Below are 17,275 nucleotides of genomic sequence, written 5' to 3'. Positions count from 1 at the left end.
ACGCCACGCTGCGGATCATGAACCGCTTCTGGACCGCTGTTACGGCGTCCGAGTTCGGCACGCAGGTCACGGCCCTCGCGATGCCCTTGTTCGTTCTGGTCACCCTGCACGGCTCGGCGACCGACGTCGGCCTGCTCAACGCCGCTCGCTGGGCGCCGTACCTGCTGTTCGGGCTGCTCGCGGGGGCGTTGATCGACCGCTGGCGGCGGCTGCCGGTCCTGGTGACGGCGGATCTGGGCCGGGCGGTGCTGCTGGCGACCGCCGCGCTGTTCGTGCGCGACCTGACGGTGCTGCTCGTCGTCGTCTTCCTCGTCGGACTGCTGTCACTCGGCCACGACGTCGCGTCCCAGTCGTTCCTGCCCCGGCTGGTCGACCGGGCGCGCCTGCCCCACGCCAACGCCCGCCTCGCGCAGACCGGATCCGCGGCCGCCGCGACGGGCCCACTCGTCGGGGGCGGGCTGGTCGGCGCGCTCGGCGCACCGTTGTCGATCGTGCTGGACGCGGTGTCGTACCTGGTGTCCGGTCTGCTGCTGGCCACGCTCAAAACGGAGGAACCACCGGCACCCGACAGACGCGGCACCATTCGCGAAGGCCTCGCCTGGGTCTACGGGCACCCGATGTTGCGTGCGCTCGCACTCAACACGCACGCGTGGATGATCTTCTCCGCGGCGGCGGGCGCGGTGTACGTCCCGTTCGCCACGCAAGTGCTGGGGCTCAGCCCGTTCGAGCTCGGCGCCACGCTCGCCGCGGCCGGTGTCGGTGGCGTGCTCGGCGGTGCCGTTTCGACGCGGATCGCAGACCGGCTGGGGCTGGGGCGCGCGGCCGTCACCGCGCGGTTCCTGCCGATCGTCGCGTTCGGACTGATCGCCGTGTCGCAGGACTGGGCCGGGGCCGCCGCCGGTCAGTTCCTGTTCTGGTTCGGCATCTGCGTCGAGAGCCCGAGCACGCTCGCCTACCGGCAGGCCGTCACGCCGGACCGGTTGCAGGGACGGATGAACGCCACCATCCGCTCGCTCAACTGGGGCATGGTCACGATCGGCGCGCCGCTGGGAGGCCTGCTCGCGGACACGGCGGGCCACCGGGTCGCGCTGGCGGTCGCGACGGCCGGGTTCGCCCTCACCGCGGTGACGTTCGCCTGCTCACGGTTCCGGTCGGCGACCACGGCGATGGCCGCGGGTACGGCGCGTTGAACCTCCCAACTGATCACGACGTACCACCATGCGTCAGTGGAAAGGGTGGTGGTCGTGGATCGACGCAGGTTCCTCCAGGTAGCGGGGCTGACGAGCGCGGGCGCGGTCCTCGCCGCCTGCTCCAGCCCGCCGGTCGCGACACCCCCGTCCAGTTCGTCCGTCCCGAGTGGACCGCCGGACTGGACCGCCCTGCGTTCCCGGCTGTCGGGCCGGCTCGTGCTGGCCGGCGACGACGGCTTCGCCTACCAGGGCTTCAACCCGGTGTGGGACAACCGCAAGCCCGCCGCCGTCGCCCGGTGCACGTCTGCCGCGGACGTCCAGGCCTGCGTGGAAGTGGCACGGCTGCGTGCACCGATCGCCGCACGCAGCGGCGGTCACAGCTACGCGGGCTACTCCACGCCGGAGAACGGGCTGCAGGTCGACCTGCGCGGGATGGCCGGAGTCGAGGTGCTGCCCGGCGACCAGGTGCGGATCGGCGCGGGTGTCCAGCTCGGCGAGGTTGCCAGGGTGCTCGCGGCCTCGGGCAGGGCACTGCCCACCGGGACCTGCCCGTCCGTCGGCGTTGCCGGGCTGACGCTCGGGGGCGGCATCGGCGTTCTCGCCCGCAAGTACGGACTGACGTGCGATCACCTGGTGTCGGCGACCGTCGTCACGGCCGATGGGCGGCTGGTCACGGCGTCCGCCCAGCAGGAGCCTGACCTGTTCTGGGCGTTGCGGGGCGGTGGCGGCGGCAACTTCGGGATCGTCACCGAGTTCGTGTTCACCACGGTGCCTGCGCCTGATGTCGCCGTCTTCTCACTTCAGTACGGCGCGGGTGCCGCCGCGGAGGCGCTCGGGGCGTGGCAGGAGTGGATCACGCAGACGCCCAACGAGATGTGGGCCAACGTTGCAGTGCGCGGTGGCGCGCAGCCGAACTGCCACATCGGCGGCTGTTTCGTCGGCAACGTCGCCGAGCTCGCCGCCCTGCTGGCCGGCTTGCCCGCGCCCGCGTCGCGGTTCATCCAGCCGAAGAGCTACGCCGAGGCCACGCAGTACTTCGCGGGCAGCGGGATCGAGCACGAGTCGTTCGTGGCGTCGTCGCGCATCGTGCGGGAGCCGATCGGCGACACCGCCAAGGCGGTGAACCTGCTGGCCGGGCAGTCCGACGAGACGTACCTGATCTTCGACGGGCTGGGCGGTGCGGTGGCCGGCGTCGCGCCGGAGGCCACCGCCTTCCCGCACCGCTCGGCTCTCGCCTGCGCGCAGATCTACCTCAAGACACCACCTGAGGCGGCTGCGGAAGCCTCCCGCACGCTCGGCCAGATCCGCGACGGGCTCGGCGCTCTCGTGGGTGACGCGAGCTACGTCAACTACATCGACCCGCAGCTGCCGAAGTGGGCCGAGGCGTACTACGGCGCCAACCTCGCAAGGCTGCGAGAGGTGGCCGTGAAGTACGACCCAGACCGGGTGTTCGCGTTCGCCCAGGCGGTTCCGCACTAGACACAAGCGTCAGGACAGGAGTTCCGGGCGGAGCAGCCGGCTCAACCACTCGATCCGCGCCGCGCGGGCCCGGCGGGACAGCACCGCCTCCGGCACCAGCTGGTCGAACCCGTGACACCCGCCCGGCCACACGTGCAGCTCGGCGTCCCCGCCCGCGCGCCACAGCCGGGCGGCGTAGTCGACGGTCTCGTCGCGGAACAGGTCGGCCGAGCCCACGTCGAGGTACGTGGGCGGCAGGCCGGCCACACTCCTGGCACGGGCGGGCGCGGCGTAGGGCGACACGTCCGGACCGCCACGGGCGGCGCCGAGCAACGCCGTCCACCCGGTGATGTTGGACGTGCGCACCCAGGTGTTGCCGTCGGGGAACTCGTGGCTGGACGGGGTTTCGCACCGGTCGTCCAGCATCGGGCACATCAGCAGCTGGCCGCGCACCGGTGGGCCGCCGAAGTCACGGGCCATCAGCGTCACCGCCGCCGCCAGCCCGCCGCCCGCGGACGTGCCGGCCACGACCGGTGAGCCGAAACCGTTGCGCGTCATCCACTCCAGCGCTCGGAAGCAGTCTCGCGACGGTGCCGGATGCGGGTGTTCGGGGGCCAGCCGGTACTCCGGCGACACCAGCACGATCCCCAGCGCGGACACCCACTCGGCCAGCACGTGCAGGTCCGTCCGCCGGGTGCCGGCGACCATTCCCCCGCCGTGCAGGTAGAGCACCGAGGGTCCGGTCGTGTCGACCGGGCGCAGCACCAGCACCGGCATCCCGTCGGCGTCGGCCTCGGTGAACGTCACCGTGCCACCACGGGAAAGTTCGGCATCAGTGGCGCTCCGCGCGTTCTCCCGTGCCATCGCGATGCCCGACCGCTCCAGCCGCGGCCGGGCGAGATCCACCGAAGCGGCGATCTCCTCGTCGATCGGCGGTCTCACCCCTTCACCCCGGTGTGCGCGAGGCCCTCGATGAACTGCCGTTGTGCCAGCACGAACACGATCAGGATCGGCACCGCGGTCATCGTGGCGGCAGCGAGCTGCACGTTCCACATCGGACCGGCGTAGATGTCGGTGAACTGGGGCAGCGCCTGCGGCAGCGTGAACATGTCCGGGGTGGACAGGTACACGATCGGTTCCAGGTAGAGGTTCCACGAGTGCAGGAACGTGAAGATCGCGACGGCACCCAGCGCGGGCCGGGACAGCGGTAGCGCGACGCGGTAGAAGATCCCGGCCCGGCCGAGACCGTCCATGCGCGCCGCCTCCTCCAGTTCCCCCGGCAGCGCGATGAAGAACTGGCGCATGATGAAGATCGCCAGCACACACGGCGCGCCGAACACCGGCACGATGATCAACGGCCAGTGCGTGTTCGTCAGCCCGATCGACTGGAAGAGCTGGAACAACGGCACGATCGTCACCTCGCTCGGGATGAGCAGGCCGACCAGCACCACCACGAACAGCACGTTCTGGCCGGGGAACCGGATGCGCGCGAACGCGTATCCCGCCATCGCCGCGACCGCCATCGTGCCGACGGTGACGATCACCGCGATGTACAGGCTGTTCCAGTACTGCTGCCCGAACGGCTGCAGCTGGAACACCTGCGAGTACGTGGAGACCGTCGGGTCGACCGGCAGCAACGACTCGGAGAAGATCTCGCTGATCGGCTTCATCGACGAAGTGATCATCCACCACGTCGGGAACACGAACGGCACGCACAGCAGGCAGAGCAGTCCGTACAGCGCGATCTTGGCCCTAGGCCTCATGCAGCACCCACTTCCGGCGCATCCGCCACTGCAGCAGGGTGAGAGCGGCGACGATGACGAACAGCAGCACCGAGATCGTCGCGCCGTAGCCGAAGTGGTGGAACTGGAACGCCTGCTGGTACAGGTAGTAGATCAACACGGTCGTCGACGTGCCGGGACCGCCCTGGGTGAGCACCGCGATCTGCGCGAACACCTGCAGCGAACCGACGATCGTGATGATCGACGTGAGCAGGATCGTCGGGCTGATCAACGGAATCGTGATGCGGCGGAACCGGGTCCACGCGCCCGCGCCGTCGAGCTTCGCCGCCTCGTACAACGGGGCGGGCACCCCTTGCAGCGCCGCGAGGAACAGCACCATGTTCAGCCCGACGTTCTTGATCACCTGCACGACGATCACCGAGACCATCGCGCCGGCGTCGGTGCGCAGCCAGTTCGGGCCCTCGATGCCGAGGACGCCGAGCAGGTCGTTCACGCTGCCCTCCGGCTGGAGCATCAGCTGCCAGACCAGCGTCCACGCCACCAGTGACACCAGCACGGGCGAGAAGAACAGCGTGCGGAAGAACGTGGTGCCGCGTAGCTTCTGGTTCAGCAGCACGGCGAGAAGCAGCGCGAGCGACAGGTTGAGCACCACCAGGCCCGCCGCGAACCACGCCGTCGCCACCAGCGACTCGCGCAGCTTCTCGTCCGCCAGCAGGCGTTCGTAGTTCTCGGCGCCGATGAACTCGAACGTGCCGCCGAGAACGTTCCACTCGTTGAGGCTGTACCAGCCGACCAACCCGAGTGGTACGAGCACGAACGCGATGCTGCCGAGCAGCGCGGGCGCGACGAACAGGTAGCCGACCAGGTTGTCACGCCTGCGGTAGGTCCACCACGTCACTTGCGCTCCAGCAGTGGCTTGATCTTCGTGCACACCGCGTCCAGCACGCCGCCGACGTCGGCGTCGGCCTTCCACAACGGGTCCAGCGCCGCGCGGATCGTCTGGTTCAGCTCTTCCTGTCCCTGGTGGCTCGGCTTCACCACACCCTTGCTGATGCCCTCGACGACGACCGACTGCAGCTGTTCCGGCCTGATCAGCGGGTTGCTCTTGGCCAGCGTCTCGGCGTTGAGCAACGACGACCGCACCGACGGGAAGAACTGCGCGAGCTTCGCCGAGTTGGCCTCGTTGGTCATGAACCCGAGGAAGTCCGAGGCGGCCTCGACGTTCTTCGAGCGCTTCATGACGCCGACACCGGCCTGCCCGATCACCGCGTAGTCACCCTTCGGACCGGAGGGCAGCGGCACCAGCGTCCAGGTGAACTTGGCGTCCTTCAACGCACCCGCCCGCGAGATCTGGCTGACCGCCATCGCGGCGTTGCCCGCGAAGAAGTCCACGGTCGTGCCCGGTCCGGGGATGGCCTTGTCGGTGAAGATCGCCTTGTGGACGAACGACATCGCGGCCTTCATCTCCGGGCTGGCGAACCCGCACGTGCGGCCGTCGTCGCTCCACGCGTTCGCACCCCACCCGCGCCAGATCGCCGACAGCACGGCCCAGTTCTGGTACTTGAAGTCCGGCAGCACCAGGCCCTTGCCGGAGGCGGCGGCCGCGGCGATCGCCTGGTCCCAGGTCCAGTTCGGCGGCACGTCCTTGATCAGGCTCGTGTTGACGAACAGCCCGAACGGCGAGGTGGAGAACGGGTAGGCGAACAGCTCGCCGTTCTTCTCCCACAGCCTCGTCGCCGACGGCACCAGCTCGTCGACCTTCTCGACCTTGCCGCGGATCGGCGCGAGGGCACCGGAGGCGACGAAGTCCGGCGCCGACTCCTCGAGGATCCACGCCAGGTCCGGCGCGTTGCCGCCGGCGATCTGGGTGGTGAGCGTCGTCGTGTAGCCGTCGGACGGGATCGAGTCGAACTTGATCTCCGTGATGTCCGGGTGGGACGCCTTGTACTCGTCTGCGATTCCGTTGAGCAGCTTGAGATGCGCCTCGTTGGCCGTCCACACGGTCATGCGCAGCGACTTCGGCCCGGACTGCGCGGTGGACCCGCTGCAGGCCGTGAGGGCGAGGGTTCCGGCGACGAGGAGGGTCGTGAGCTTCGACAGCGTTGTCATTGTTGTTGTCTCCCTTAGTAACCGGACACGTCCGGCCAGCGGAGCTCTACCCCGTCGCGGTCCAGCCGGTGCTGGAACTCCGCGAGCAGGCCTGGGGTGTTGCGCACGGCGCGAGGGGTGACGCGGTGCGCGAGGCAGAAGTCGGCAAGTGCGCCGGCGACCTCGCCGATGTTCCACTCGACCGGGTGCAGCCGGTGGGAACCGTTGGTGATGTGGGTGGTGCCGATGTTCTTGCCCGCGGGCAGCAGGTTCTCCACGCGCTGGGGGATCAGCGCGCCGAGCGGGATCTCGAACGGGCAGCTCGCCACGTCGAGGTAGTTGTCGCCGCCCGTGGACGGGTGCAGGTCGATGCGGTACATGCCGACGCCGACGGCGTCCTCGTGCTCCACCGCGCCCTTGTCACCGCGCACGGCGAGCGAGAGGTCCTGTTCGACGATCGTGTACTCGGCACGGATCCGGCGCGACTCGCGGATGTACGGCGCCTGGGCGAGGCCGTCCGCGCCGCCGGTGACGTCACCGCGCAGCCGCAGGCCGGGGAAGCCGGTGCCGCCGTCCTGGCGCGGCGCCTCGGTCTGCAGCCAGTACAGCACCGAACGGGACAGCTCCCGTGCCGCGGCGAAGTGCGCTTCGGCATCGGGCACGTCGATGACCGGCGACTCGAAGTAGTCGATCATCGGCCAGTTCACCAGGCAGATGTCGCTGGCGTAGGCGCCTTCGACGAAGTTGCGGCGCGCGGCGATCCGGCGGAACGTCCACAGGTTGCCGTCTCCGGCGCTGAGGCGTTGGTCGGACACGACCGAGAACGGGTCGTCGTCCGGGTTCGGCGTGAAGGTGCGCTCGGCGATGGACAGCGTGCGCGGGTCGGGCGAGCGGAACGACAGCATCCGGTCGCCCCAGTACGACGGCTGGTAGGTGCGCCAGAAGTCGTACCGCGCAGGCTTGTCGATCGTGTGGTCGCCGTCGATGTGGTCGATCGCGAAGCAGACCGACATCGCCTGCATGTTCGCCGGCTGCGCCACCTCGGGCGCACTCGGCTCCCCGGTGTCCAGTGTGGACTCGAACCCGGTCACGTACTCCGTGCCGGACAACGGAAGCAGTTCACCGGTCTCGGTCGCGTCGAGCACGTACGGCGCGGAGAGCTCGATCCGCTCACCGCTGTCGCGGTGCTCGACGGTCACGGACGTGATGCGGTCTCCGTCGGAGCGCGCGGCCACGGGCCGGTACGGCTGCAGCACGGTGAGCAGGCCGCTGCCGCGGAACGGGGCGAGCATCTCGTCGATCACCGCCACGGCCACGCGCGGCTCGTGGCAGAGCCTGCTCACGTTGCCGGCGCCGGGGTTGAGCTCACGCCAGGCCCTCGCGCGCGGGGTCAGCGGGTAGTTGCGGCGGTAGTGGTCGCGGATGCCGTCGCGCAGCGCGCGGTACGAGGCCGTGACGCCGAACCGTTCCACCCAGCTGTGCTCGTCGGGCGGCACGGCCTGGCTGGTGAGCTGCCCGCCGAGCCAGTCGAACTCCTCGGTGAGCACGACTCGGCGCCCGGCGCGCAACAGGGCGAGTGCCGCGGCGACACCGCCGAGTCCGCCGCCAACGACGACGACGTCCCCAGAAACATGGTCGAGCAAGGTTCCTCCAGATCAGCCGAGCGTCGAACCCTCGACGAACTCGCAGGCGAGAAGTTCTTGCGGGGAGGTGCCGTGTTCGAGCACCTCGGTGAGCGCCTGCACCGCCCGGCGGCCCATCTCGCGCCGGGGAATGCGGAAACCGGTGAGCGCCAGGTCTTCCGGCGCCGGGCGGGTGGCCGCGCCGAGCATCATCACGGACAGGTCGCCCGGGACCGACAGGCCACGCTCGCGGGCGGCCAAGACCAGTGCGGCGCCGTCGGATACCTCCTCGGTGAGCACGGCGGTGACGCCCGACTCGCGCAACAGATCGAGCGACGCCATCTGCACGTGCAAGCCTTCGACGCCCCGTGCGGCAACGGCTTCGCGGAACCCGCGCAACCGGTCCGCGGACGACTCGGCACCCGAGCCCGGACCGACGTAGGCGAGCTTGCGGTGTCCGAGCGCGACCGCGCGCCGCACCAGGTCGCGCACCGCCGTGACGTAGTCGGCGCCGACGTGCGGCACCGGCCCGCCCGCGTCGTCACGCCGTCCGATCGAGACGAACGGGACGCCTTCCCTGAGCAGTTGCGCCAGGTCGTCGCGGTCGACGGTGCGGCCGAGCAGCAGACAGCCGTCGGCGAGCCGGACCCTGCTGTCGTCGCTGAAGATCCGCCGCCGCTGTCCCGCCGCCTTGGCGCTGGTGAACAGCAGCAGGTCGCAGCCGATGTTCTCGGCCTGCTCCTCGATGCCCTCGAGGAACGGCTGGTAGAAGTCCGCCTTGGTGCTCGGGAACACCGCCTCGTAGGTGAACACGCCGAGGATGCGGTTGCGCCGGTCGTGCAGCCTGCGCGCGATCGGGTTCGCCACGTAGCCGGTCCGGCGGATCACCTCCAGCACCCGCGCACGGGTCTCCGGCGCGATGCGGACGTTGCCGTCCTGCCGGTTGTTGAGCACCAGCGACACCGTCGCCTGGCTGACGCCTGCCATCCGGGCGATGTCCTGCTGGGTGAGACGACGGGTCATGAGCACTCCCGAGTGCCAATTCGAATTGGCACGGATTCTGCGACGCCGCCACCCCGCCCGTCAAGCCTGCAATAATTCGAATTAGCTCCTTGACGCGGACGGCGGCACACGTGAAGGTCTGCCTCGAAGGAGGTAGGCCCGTGAACTCATTCAGCCGACGCAGCCTGATCACCGGCGCCACCGCGCTCGGACTGCTCGCCGCCCTGCCGGGACGCGCTCTCGCCCTGCCACCGGTGACGCCGGACCGCCGCCAGTTCGCGCCCGCGGAACAGCGCTTCGCGCCGTACCTGATGGCGGTGTCGCCGATGCTCTCCGACATGGAGCCCGGCGGCTTCTTCGGCGGTGGCTGGTGGCGCAGCCCGAACGTGTCGTACAACGCCCGCGTCCAGGAGCACGTCTACACCCTCGCGTTGTTCGCGACGCAGTCCCGCACGTGGAACCCCTACCGCGGCAACGCGGAGCTGCTGTCCGCCCTCGACCGCGCCCTCGGCCACTACCTCGGGCTGCAGCACGCCGACGGCTCGTGGCCGGAGTATTCGCCGACCGAGCACTCGCTGGCGGCGACCGGTTTCGCGATGGGATACCTGAGCAAGACCAACACCCTGCTGAGCCGGGCCGGCGTGCTGGCGGCGCGGCAGACCCAGATCACCGCCGCGCTGCAGCGCGCGATGACGTGGTTCCTCAACCCGGCCAACGGCACCGTGTGGCAGCCGAAGATCCACTTCTCCAACCAGGTCACCGCGGGGCTCGCGGGCTCGGCCCTCGCACTCAGGCAGAACCCGGATCCCGTTCTGCGGCAACGACTGACCGAGGCCTTCACCCGGCTCGCCGCCACCGGGCAGAGCCCGGCCGGGTACTTCTACGAGGAGACCGGCGCGGACACGAACTACAACTTCGAGGTGATGCTGCCGGAATTGGCCGACGCGTGGCGGCAGTCCGACGACGCCACCCTCGTGACCATGACCCGCAGGTACACCGACTGGCTCGGCTACAACCTGCTGCGCGAACCGGACGGCTCCGGCTGGTTCGCCAACGTCGCACCGAACTCCCGCACCACGTCGAAGTTCTACGCCGATGTGCGCCCCGATCCCGAACGCACCGCGCTGAACAACCAGTTCGTGCCCGCGGTGCCGGCCCTGGCCGCGTTCATGTCCAGCCGGGAGGACCTCGCGGCCGCGCGCGCGACGTGGGCGGCGAACCCGGCGCCCGTGCCCGCACTGGTCAAGCCGGACACCTCACCCCGGATTCTGGCGCACGCGATCTACGACGAGCGCTACCCCACCTGCGCCGCCCGGACCGCGGCCATCGCGCGACTGCCCTACCGGCGGGCGCGGTTCACCGAGATCCGCAGCGACCAGGGCCAGGACTTCCTGTTCCTGCGCAGGCCGCAGTTCTACCTGGGCGGCTACTTCGGGACCAGGCGCGCGACCACGTTGGCCCGCACCGGACTCACGTTCCTGTGGCACCCGGTGGCGGGCACGGTCGTGCAGTCGATGAACAACAACAACCACGCCTGCTGGGCCACCGTGTTCTCCGGCCAGGTCCCCGACGCCAACGGGCCGCAGGAGGCCGAGTTCCTCGGCGGCGAGCCGTACCGCTTCCGGTACCGGACGCCGAGCGGATCGGTGGTCACCGAGGTGACCGTCGCGGCCGACCGGATCACCCGCACGGTCACCGCGAACGCCGCGGCCGTCGAGCAGATCCCGTTGGTGGTGAAGGATTCCGACATCGTCGAACTGGACTCGCGCGGGCTCACCCTCACCCGCGGCAAGGTGGCGCTGCGGTTCGACTGGGCGCAGTCGCTGACCCCGGACCTGCGGCCAGCGTCGACGATCACCTATCCAGGCCGCCGGATATTCATCCTGACCGTGCCGCACAGCGGAGCCTTCACGGTGACGATCTCGGTTCTGCGTTCATAACTGCCGCGTCAAACAATGGAAACATTCCACGTCGAATGGCGTAGCGCGGTCACCTAGGCCATCAGGCGTATTTTCCGCCGCACCCCCGCAATTCTCTGCACTCAAGCCCGCCTCCAGGTAGTGTCGGTCATTGCTGAATGGCACTCCTGGGGGTGGGCGTGCCGCAGCTCCATGGGGGTGGGGGTGTCGCAGTGGTGCCTGTGTCCAGGCGCCGGGGAGGGTTGTCCCCGGAGCATTTCGTGCCTGTTTCCTGGCAGAAGTGGAAGCTGATCGCCTATCTGGCGATGCTCGTCTTTTCGATCATCTTCGGGTCGACGTATTCCGGCCCGTTCACCGTGCCCGTCCAGGTCTTTTGCATCATTTTCGGGGCACTCCAGTTCATCGGCATCTTCGGGTTGATGCACGAGTCCGCGCACGGGCACTTGGCGGCCAACAGGAAGGTCAACCGGCTGCTCGGGGAGGCGATGTCGCTCATCGTCGGGACGTCGTACCCCGGCTACCGCGCCGCGCACCTGACCCATCACGCGCGGTTCCGCACGGAGGCCGATCCGCAGGAGATCATCTTCCCGAAGCGGTCGGCACCGGCGACGATGGCGCTGCTCACGGTCGCGTCGGTCGTCGGCGCGCCGATCTTCCTGCTGGTCCGCGCGCCGATGATCGCGCTCAAGCACACCGGCGTGCTCCGGGCCCTGTGGGGACCGATCGCCGCGGTGGCGCTGTACGCGCTGCTCAGCCAGGTGCTGCCGAACGAGCAGTGGTACTTCCTGCTGTGGACGATCCTGGCGGGATCGGTGCTGGGCAGCCTGAACGACATGGTCTACCACCAGGGGCTGGTGGCCGAGGACACCCTGCAGGCGTGCACGTCGTTCGACTGCGACGCCTTCGGGCAGATGTTCCTCAGCGGCGCCAACCGGCACGCCGAGCACCACGCCTACCCGGACGTGCCGGGACCGCGGCTGGTCAAGGTCGCCAAGGTGCTCCGTGAGGACTTCCAGTCCCGCGGGATCCCGTACGAGCGCAGCTTCACGGTGGCCTACCTGCGGCGCTTCTTCACCAATCCCCTCTTCCTGCCGCTGGCCTCGCCGCAGGAGCAGGACAAGCCGGCGAGGGCCGACGCGTGACCCGGATGCTCTCGGCCCCGCTCGGGGTGCTGGGCACCGGCACGGCCTTGCCGGGACCGCCGGTGTCGAACGAGGACATGGTGCGGTTCATGGCACTGGGCGCCGGCGCGCACCGCTCCCGGTTCGTCGGGAAGATCGCCGACCAGCTCGGCGTCTACCAGCGCTTTCTGTCCCGCGATCGCCTCGCGACCCGTGAGCTGCCCCGAGCTGGCGACACGAACCCGGAACTGTCCGCGCGAGCCGTGCGTGACGCTGTGGACCAGGCCGGGCTCACGATCGACGACGTCGACCTTCTCATCGGGCACACGACCACGCCGCACACGCTGCTGCCTCCGAACGTCTCGTGGGTCGCCGACCACCTCGGCTACGCCGGGCACTACCTGGAGCTGCGGCAGGCGTGCACTGGCTTCGCCAACGCGTTGATGATCGCCAGCTCGATGCTGACCTCCAAGGCCGCCGACCGCGTGTGCATCGTCGGCAGCGAGACGGGCTCCGTGCTGTTCGACGTCGACGAGGCCCGCAAGGATCGCGGCCAGCTCGTGAACGCGGCGCAGATGGGCGACGGGGCGGGCGCGGTCGTGCTGTCGCGGTACGCCGAGGACGGCGGCGCTCACCTGTCCAACGTCTACTTCGGCACGCTGGGCCTGGGGAAACCCTCCGCCTTCAGCCTCATCACTGGTGGTTCCTCCCGGCCCGCGCACGCCACCGACCAGCCGGGGACGAACTTCTTCGTCAACGACTACAACCTGGCGCGGGCCGAGGGGCTCGACCTGTTCCACGCGGGGTTCGCGGCGCTCAAGTCGGTGGGCCTCGACGAGCCCGAGGTCGCGAGGTACCTGACCCACCAGGCGAACGGCCGCATGGGCGAGGTGCTCTCCCCCGTCCTCGGCATCCCGGAGAAGAAGTTCCACAACTGCGCCGCCGACTACGGCAACACCGGCTCCGCCTCGACCTGGATCGGCCTGCACAGCGTGCGCTCACAGCATCTGCTGCAACCGGGACAGGTGCTCGGCGTGCTCGGCGCGGAGGCGACCAAGTTCATGTTCGGCGGCTTCTCCTACGTGGAGGGCGAGCCATGCGACTGAGCCTGATGTTCTTCGCCGGCGCGCTGGAACCCCGTGCCGCCGACCAGTACCGGACCGTCCTGGAGCTCGCCGAGTTCGCGGACCGCGCCGGGTTCGCCGGCCTCTGGCTGCCGGAACGGCACTTCTCCACCTTCGGCTCCCCGTTCCCGAACCCGGTGCCGCTGCTGGCCGCCGTCGCCGCACGCACGCAACGGCTGACCTTGCGCACCGGCAGCCTGGTCGCGCCGCTGCACGATCCGCTGCGGATGGCCGAGGACCTGGCCGTCCTGGACAACCTGTGCGACGGCCGGCTGGAGGCCGGGTTCGCCTCCGGCTGGTCGCCTGCCGACTTCGCCTTCTACCCCGATCGCTACGAGCGGCGCCACGCCGTGCTCTTCGAGTTGATCGACGAGGTGCAGGCGCTGTGGCGCGGCGGCCTGCACGAGGCCCTTTCAGGCACCAACGAGGTCATCCGGGTGCGCGCGTTGCCGCGTCCGGTGCAGCCGGAGCTCACGGTGTGGATCGCCGCCTCGCAGAGCATCGAGACCTTCCGCAGTGCCGGTCGGCGTGGGGAAGGCGTGGTCACCCACGTGCTCGACGGCAACCTGCAGAAGCTCGAGGAGAACATCGCGGCCTACCGCGCCGAGTTCGCGGCGGCCGGTCGTGATCCGGCGGACGGCCGCGTCGCGCTGATGCTGCACACCTACCTCGGCGCCGACCGGGACGAGGTGGTCGAGCTCGTCCGCGCCCCGTACCGCGACTACCTCAAGTCCATCACGCCGCTGGCCCGCGGCCTCGCCACCGCCAGGAAGCGCGGTGTCGACGTCGACAGGATGAGCGCCCGGCACGTCGAGGAGTTCACCCGGCTGCACTTCCAGCGCGCACTCGACGGCCGCTCGCTCATCGGCACCGTCGACGACGCGCGGGCGACGCTCAAGACCGTGCGCGAGCTCGGCGTCGACGAGGTCGCGTGCCTCGTGGACTTCGGGTTGCGCGGCGAGCAGGTCCGCCGGCAGCTGCCGTTCCTCGCCGAGCTGAACGAGTCCCAGGGAGCTCTCGATGACTGACGACGACCAGACGCGCATCCTCGGCCTGCACTGGGAGAAGACCGAGTTCGAACCCTGGCCGGGTGCGGCGGTGGGCACGGAGTGGGTCCTGCTGTCGTGGGGGCCGAGCCGGGCCGCCGACGCTCTGGCTGTGGTGCTGGGCGACGAGGGCGCGGGCGTCCGGCGGGCGGACCTCGCGACTGAGGACGTCGGCGCCACTGTCTCGCGCGAGGGCACGCGGGGAGCTTTCGTGCGCTTGCCAAGCACGGAAGGCCCCCGCGTGCGGCAAGAAGCCGGCGCGCGGTACGTGTTGTTCCTCGACGAGACCGTGCCGATGACCGGGTCCGGCGCCACGAACTGGGACTGGGCCCACGCGGCCGTCCGCCTGTGCCAGCAGGTCGCTTCCCAGCCGGGAGCCAAGCTGTGGATCGTCACGCGGACCGGGCTGCACGGCCCCGGCACCCACGAGGTGACCCGGCCGGAACACGACTTCGCCTGGGCACTGGGCCGCTGCCACGCCGCCGAGAGCTTCGAGAGCTGGGGCGGCCTCGTCGATCTGGACGTCGACGACCCGGCCACCGCGGGCCGCATGCTGGCGGACCACCTCCTCTCCGACTCCGGCGAGGACGAGGTGCTGCTGCGCGACGACGGCCCACTCGTGGCCCGCCTCCGTGCCTCGACGCTGCCACCGACCGCCAGCGGCCAAGGCCTGTCGCCGGAACGGCTGCACGTGGTCAGCGGCGGCGCGACGGGGCTGAGCTTCGAGGTCGCCCGCTGGCTGGCCCGCCGCGGCGCGAAACGCCTGCTGATCCTCGGCCGCAGCCCGCTGGACGCCGACCGCGAGCGCAACCTCCGGCTGCTCGAGAGCCTGGGCTGCGCGGCGAAGTACGAGGTCCTGGACGTCGGCGACCCGACGGCCGTGCACGCACTCACCGACCGTCTGCGCGGCGACCCTCTCGGCGGGGTATTCCATCTCGCCTCGAATTGGCGGCTCGACGGCCAGTCCTGCGTGACCTCGCTGAAGACCGCCACCGACGAGCAGATCGAGGTCCTGCTCGGAGCCAAGGCCAGTGGCGCATTGCTGCTGAGCCAACTCGCCGAGGACCTCGGTGCCGAGGCGATGGTGCTGTTCTCGTCGGCGGCCGCCACGCTCGGGTCACCGGGGCAGGCCGGGTACGCGGCGGCGAACGCGGTGCTCGACGGAGTGGCCCGGCGCCTGCACCGGGGTCGGGTCCGGGCCGTCAGCATCGCGTGGGGTCCCATCGGCGAGGTCGGCTTCGGTGCCACGCGGGAGGGGTCGCAGCTGCACGACGTGTGGGAGCGGCTCGGGCTGCGGCGGCTGACCGTCGACCAGGTGCTCTCGACCGTCGGCATGGCGCTTGCCCAGGACGAGCCCAACCTCACGGTCGCGGCCTGGGACGAGTCGGCTGACCTGCTGGCCGGTGCGCGGCCCGTGCTCGAAGCGCTCGTCGCGACCGAACCGCAGGGCCTGTCGCTGGAACGGCTGGGCGACCAGGCGGACCGCGTCGGGTTCATCGTCGAGGTCGTCCGCGAGCACCTCGCCCGGATGCTGTCGTGCGCGCCGCAGGAGGTCGATCCGGGCAAGGCGCTCGGGTCGTTGGAGATCGACTCGCTCATCGCCCTCGAAATGCTCTTCGTCATCGAACGCGAGTTCGCCGTCCGGCTCGGGCTGGACGAGGTGCTGGCCGGGATGGACAACACCCTGGTGGCCATGGCCGAGCTGCTCGATCAGCGCATCCGGGAGGACGGCCGATGAAGAAGGTCTGCGTCAGCGGGCTCGGGATCCTGACCGGGCAGGGGTCGAACCTGAAGGAGTTCTGGGAGGGTCTGGTCGACCCGTCGCCCGCCTTCGCGCCGCCGTCGGCCTTCCCGCAGGTGACCGTGCCGGTCGCGGAGATCCGCACGACCGACTGGATCACCGAGTCGGCTGTCTCGAACCCGGCGCTGGTCGACCGGTCGGCGCTGCTGGCCGTGGCGGCCGCGCGCGGTGCGCTGGAGGACGCCGCTCTGGACGCGGGCTCGTTCGAACCGGACCGGGTCGCGGTGATCGTCGGCAGTGGCGCTCCCGGCCTCGCGACCCTGGACGAGCAGTACGAGCTGCTCTACCGGCAGCGCCAGACGAAGCTGACCCCGCTCACCGTGCCGAAGATGATGGCCAGCGCCGCGCCGAGCTGGATCAGCATGACGTTCGGCTTCCGCGGCCCCGCCTTCGCCGTCGCCAGTGCCTGCGCGTCGGCGACGCACGCGATCGGGATCGCCGCCCAGCTCATCGAGTCGGGCGTCGTCGACGTCGCCGTGTGCGGCGGCACCGAGGCGTGCCTGGTCGAGGGCGCCCTGAGGGGATGGATGTCCCTCGGGGTGCTGACGTCCGACACCTGCCGTCCCTTCGCCGCCGGCCGCAGCGGTCTGGTGCTCGCCGAGGGCTCCGGCATGCTCGTGCTGGAGTCCGCCGAGCACGCGCGGGCCAGGGGGTTCGTGCCCAGGGCGAGGGTGTCCGGCTTCGGCTGGAGCGCGGACGCCGGGCACCTCACCCGGCCCGCCGCCACGGGGATGGCGGCGGCCGTGACGACGGCGCTGCGCTCGGCCGGGATCTCCCCCGCGGAGGTCGACTACATCAACGCCCACGGCACGGGCACGGCCGCCAACGACCCGGCCGAGACCGCGGCGCTCAAAACCGTTTTCGGCGACTCGGTGCCGGTCTTCTCGTCGACGAAAGGCACCACCGGCCACGCTCTCGGTGCCTCCGGGGGAATCGAGGCGGTGGCCGCACTCCTGACCCTCGAACACGGCGTGGTTCCGCCCACGGCCAACTTCGACGGACCGGATACGGAATGCGACCTCGACTGCGTGCCGAACATCGCGCGAGGACACAAATCCCGCGTGGTGATGTCGAACTCGTTCGCATTCGGAGGGCTCAACGCGTCAGTCGTGTTCGCGCGCACGTGAGCGGGCACGCAGGAATTGGGGGATCACCGTGGCTT

The 17,275-nt window shown here is 70.2% G+C and carries 14 protein-coding genes; 8 read left to right on the top strand and 6 right to left on the bottom strand.

Annotated features, from left to right (window positions below; translation table 11 throughout):
• Window positions 1-17: 17 nt before the first annotated feature.
• Together ACIA8G_RS12385 and ACIA8G_RS12380 are read left to right on the top strand one after the other, a co-directional pair.
• Window positions 18-1,190: an MFS transporter gene (locus tag ACIA8G_RS12385; RefSeq protein ID WP_396418462.1), complete on the top strand. Its 1,173-nt coding sequence runs from the start codon at window positions 18-20 to the stop codon at window positions 1,188-1,190.
• Between the two features lie 54 nt (window positions 1,191-1,244).
• A complete protein-coding gene (locus ACIA8G_RS12380) occupies window positions 1,245-2,669 on the top strand; it encodes an FAD-dependent oxidoreductase (RefSeq protein ID WP_396418461.1) in 1,425 nt (474 codons plus the stop codon).
• A 9-nt stretch (window positions 2,670-2,678) separates the two neighbouring features.
• On the opposite strand, the gene ACIA8G_RS12375 is transcribed toward ACIA8G_RS12380, so the two are convergent.
• Genes ACIA8G_RS12375 through ACIA8G_RS12350 form a run of 6 tightly spaced genes read right to left on the bottom strand, consistent with a single transcriptional unit; the run spans window position 2,679 to window position 9,123 of the window.
• Entirely contained in the window at window positions 2,679-3,590 is a 912-nt protein-coding gene (locus tag ACIA8G_RS12375) for an alpha/beta hydrolase (protein WP_396418460.1), read from the bottom strand.
• Window positions 3,587-4,411, bottom strand: coding sequence for a carbohydrate ABC transporter permease (locus tag ACIA8G_RS12370; RefSeq protein WP_396418459.1), 825 nt, complete (start codon window positions 4,409-4,411; stop codon window positions 3,587-3,589). Before ACIA8G_RS12370 ends, ACIA8G_RS12375 begins: the two co-directional genes overlap by 4 nt.
• Complete coding sequence (locus ACIA8G_RS12365; protein ID WP_396418458.1) at window positions 4,401-5,288, bottom strand: carbohydrate ABC transporter permease; 888 nt, start codon at window positions 5,286-5,288, stop codon at window positions 4,401-4,403. Before ACIA8G_RS12365 ends, ACIA8G_RS12370 begins: the two co-directional genes overlap by 11 nt.
• Window positions 5,285-6,499 carry an ABC transporter substrate-binding protein gene (locus tag ACIA8G_RS12360; RefSeq protein WP_396418457.1) on the bottom strand — a complete coding sequence of 405 codons (1,215 nt, stop codon included), beginning with the start codon at window positions 6,497-6,499 and terminating at the stop codon, window positions 5,285-5,287. The genes ACIA8G_RS12365 and ACIA8G_RS12360 overlap by 4 nt, the downstream gene beginning before the upstream one ends.
• 14 nt (window positions 6,500-6,513) lie before the next feature.
• Window positions 6,514-8,121, bottom strand: coding sequence for an FAD-dependent oxidoreductase (locus ACIA8G_RS12355; RefSeq protein WP_396418456.1), 1,608 nt, complete (start codon window positions 8,119-8,121; stop codon window positions 6,514-6,516).
• Window positions 8,122-8,133: 12 nt separating this feature from the next.
• Window positions 8,134-9,123 carry a LacI family DNA-binding transcriptional regulator gene (locus ACIA8G_RS12350; protein ID WP_396418455.1) on the bottom strand — a complete coding sequence of 330 codons (990 nt, stop codon included), beginning with the start codon at window positions 9,121-9,123 and terminating at the stop codon, window positions 8,134-8,136.
• Between the two features lie 140 nt (window positions 9,124-9,263).
• On the opposite strand from ACIA8G_RS12350, the gene ACIA8G_RS12345 reads away from it, so the two are divergent.
• The 6 genes from ACIA8G_RS12345 (at window position 9,264) to ACIA8G_RS12320 (ending at window position 17,240) form a co-directional block, all read left to right on the top strand.
• Entirely contained in the window at window positions 9,264-11,042 is a 1,779-nt protein-coding gene (locus ACIA8G_RS12345) for a hypothetical protein (protein WP_396418454.1), read from the top strand.
• Between the two features lie 239 nt (window positions 11,043-11,281).
• The gene (locus tag ACIA8G_RS12340) at window positions 11,282-12,163 is read left to right on the top strand and encodes a fatty acid desaturase family protein (protein WP_396418453.1); all 882 of its coding nucleotides are present in this window, start codon (window positions 11,282-11,284) and stop codon (window positions 12,161-12,163) included.
• A 5-nt stretch (window positions 12,164-12,168) separates the two neighbouring features.
• Complete coding sequence (locus ACIA8G_RS12335; RefSeq protein ID WP_396418699.1) at window positions 12,169-13,248, top strand: 3-oxoacyl-ACP synthase III family protein; 1,080 nt, start codon at window positions 12,169-12,171, stop codon at window positions 13,246-13,248.
• Window positions 13,239-14,294, top strand: coding sequence for a MupA/Atu3671 family FMN-dependent luciferase-like monooxygenase (locus ACIA8G_RS12330; RefSeq protein WP_396418452.1), 1,056 nt, complete (start codon window positions 13,239-13,241; stop codon window positions 14,292-14,294). Before ACIA8G_RS12335 ends, ACIA8G_RS12330 begins: the two co-directional genes overlap by 10 nt.
• Complete coding sequence (locus ACIA8G_RS12325) at window positions 14,287-16,050, top strand: SDR family oxidoreductase (RefSeq protein WP_396418451.1); 1,764 nt, start codon at window positions 14,287-14,289, stop codon at window positions 16,048-16,050. The genes ACIA8G_RS12330 and ACIA8G_RS12325 overlap by 8 nt, the downstream gene beginning before the upstream one ends.
• Window positions 16,047-17,240: a beta-ketoacyl-[acyl-carrier-protein] synthase family protein gene (locus tag ACIA8G_RS12320; protein ID WP_396418450.1), complete on the top strand. Its 1,194-nt coding sequence runs from the start codon at window positions 16,047-16,049 to the stop codon at window positions 17,238-17,240. The genes ACIA8G_RS12325 and ACIA8G_RS12320 overlap by 4 nt, the downstream gene beginning before the upstream one ends.
• Window positions 17,241-17,275: the final 35 nt, after the last annotated feature.

Origin of the sequence: Lentzea sp. NPDC051213 (genome assembly GCF_044455585.1) — a bacterium.
In the GTDB taxonomy this organism is placed as follows: Bacteria; Actinomycetota; Actinomycetes; order Mycobacteriales; family Pseudonocardiaceae; genus Lentzea.
The sequence above is the reverse complement of the archived record's forward strand: the minus strand, read 5'-3'. Positions and strand labels throughout refer to the sequence as shown.

Excerpts from the sequence above, each read along its gene's own strand:
- ACIA8G_RS12385 (WP_396418462.1), top strand. The coding sequence starts at position 18 with ATGAACCGCTTCTGGACCGCTGTTACGGCGTCCGAGTTCGGCACGCAG.
- ACIA8G_RS12350 (WP_396418455.1), bottom strand. The coding sequence starts at position 9,123 with ATGACCCGTCGTCTCACCCAGCAGGACATCGCCCGGATGGCAGGCGTC.
- ACIA8G_RS12320 (WP_396418450.1), top strand. The coding sequence starts at position 16,047 with ATGAAGAAGGTCTGCGTCAGCGGGCTCGGGATCCTGACCGGGCAGGGG.
- ACIA8G_RS12325 (WP_396418451.1), top strand. The coding sequence starts at position 14,287 with ATGACTGACGACGACCAGACGCGCATCCTCGGCCTGCACTGGGAGAAG.
- ACIA8G_RS12360 (WP_396418457.1), bottom strand. The coding sequence starts at position 6,499 with ATGACAACGCTGTCGAAGCTCACGACCCTCCTCGTCGCCGGAACCCTC.
- ACIA8G_RS12370 (WP_396418459.1), bottom strand. The coding sequence starts at position 4,411 with ATGAGGCCTAGGGCCAAGATCGCGCTGTACGGACTGCTCTGCCTGCTG.
- ACIA8G_RS12330 (WP_396418452.1), top strand. The coding sequence starts at position 13,239 with ATGCGACTGAGCCTGATGTTCTTCGCCGGCGCGCTGGAACCCCGTGCC.
- ACIA8G_RS12335 (WP_396418699.1), top strand. The coding sequence starts at position 12,169 with ATGCTCTCGGCCCCGCTCGGGGTGCTGGGCACCGGCACGGCCTTGCCG.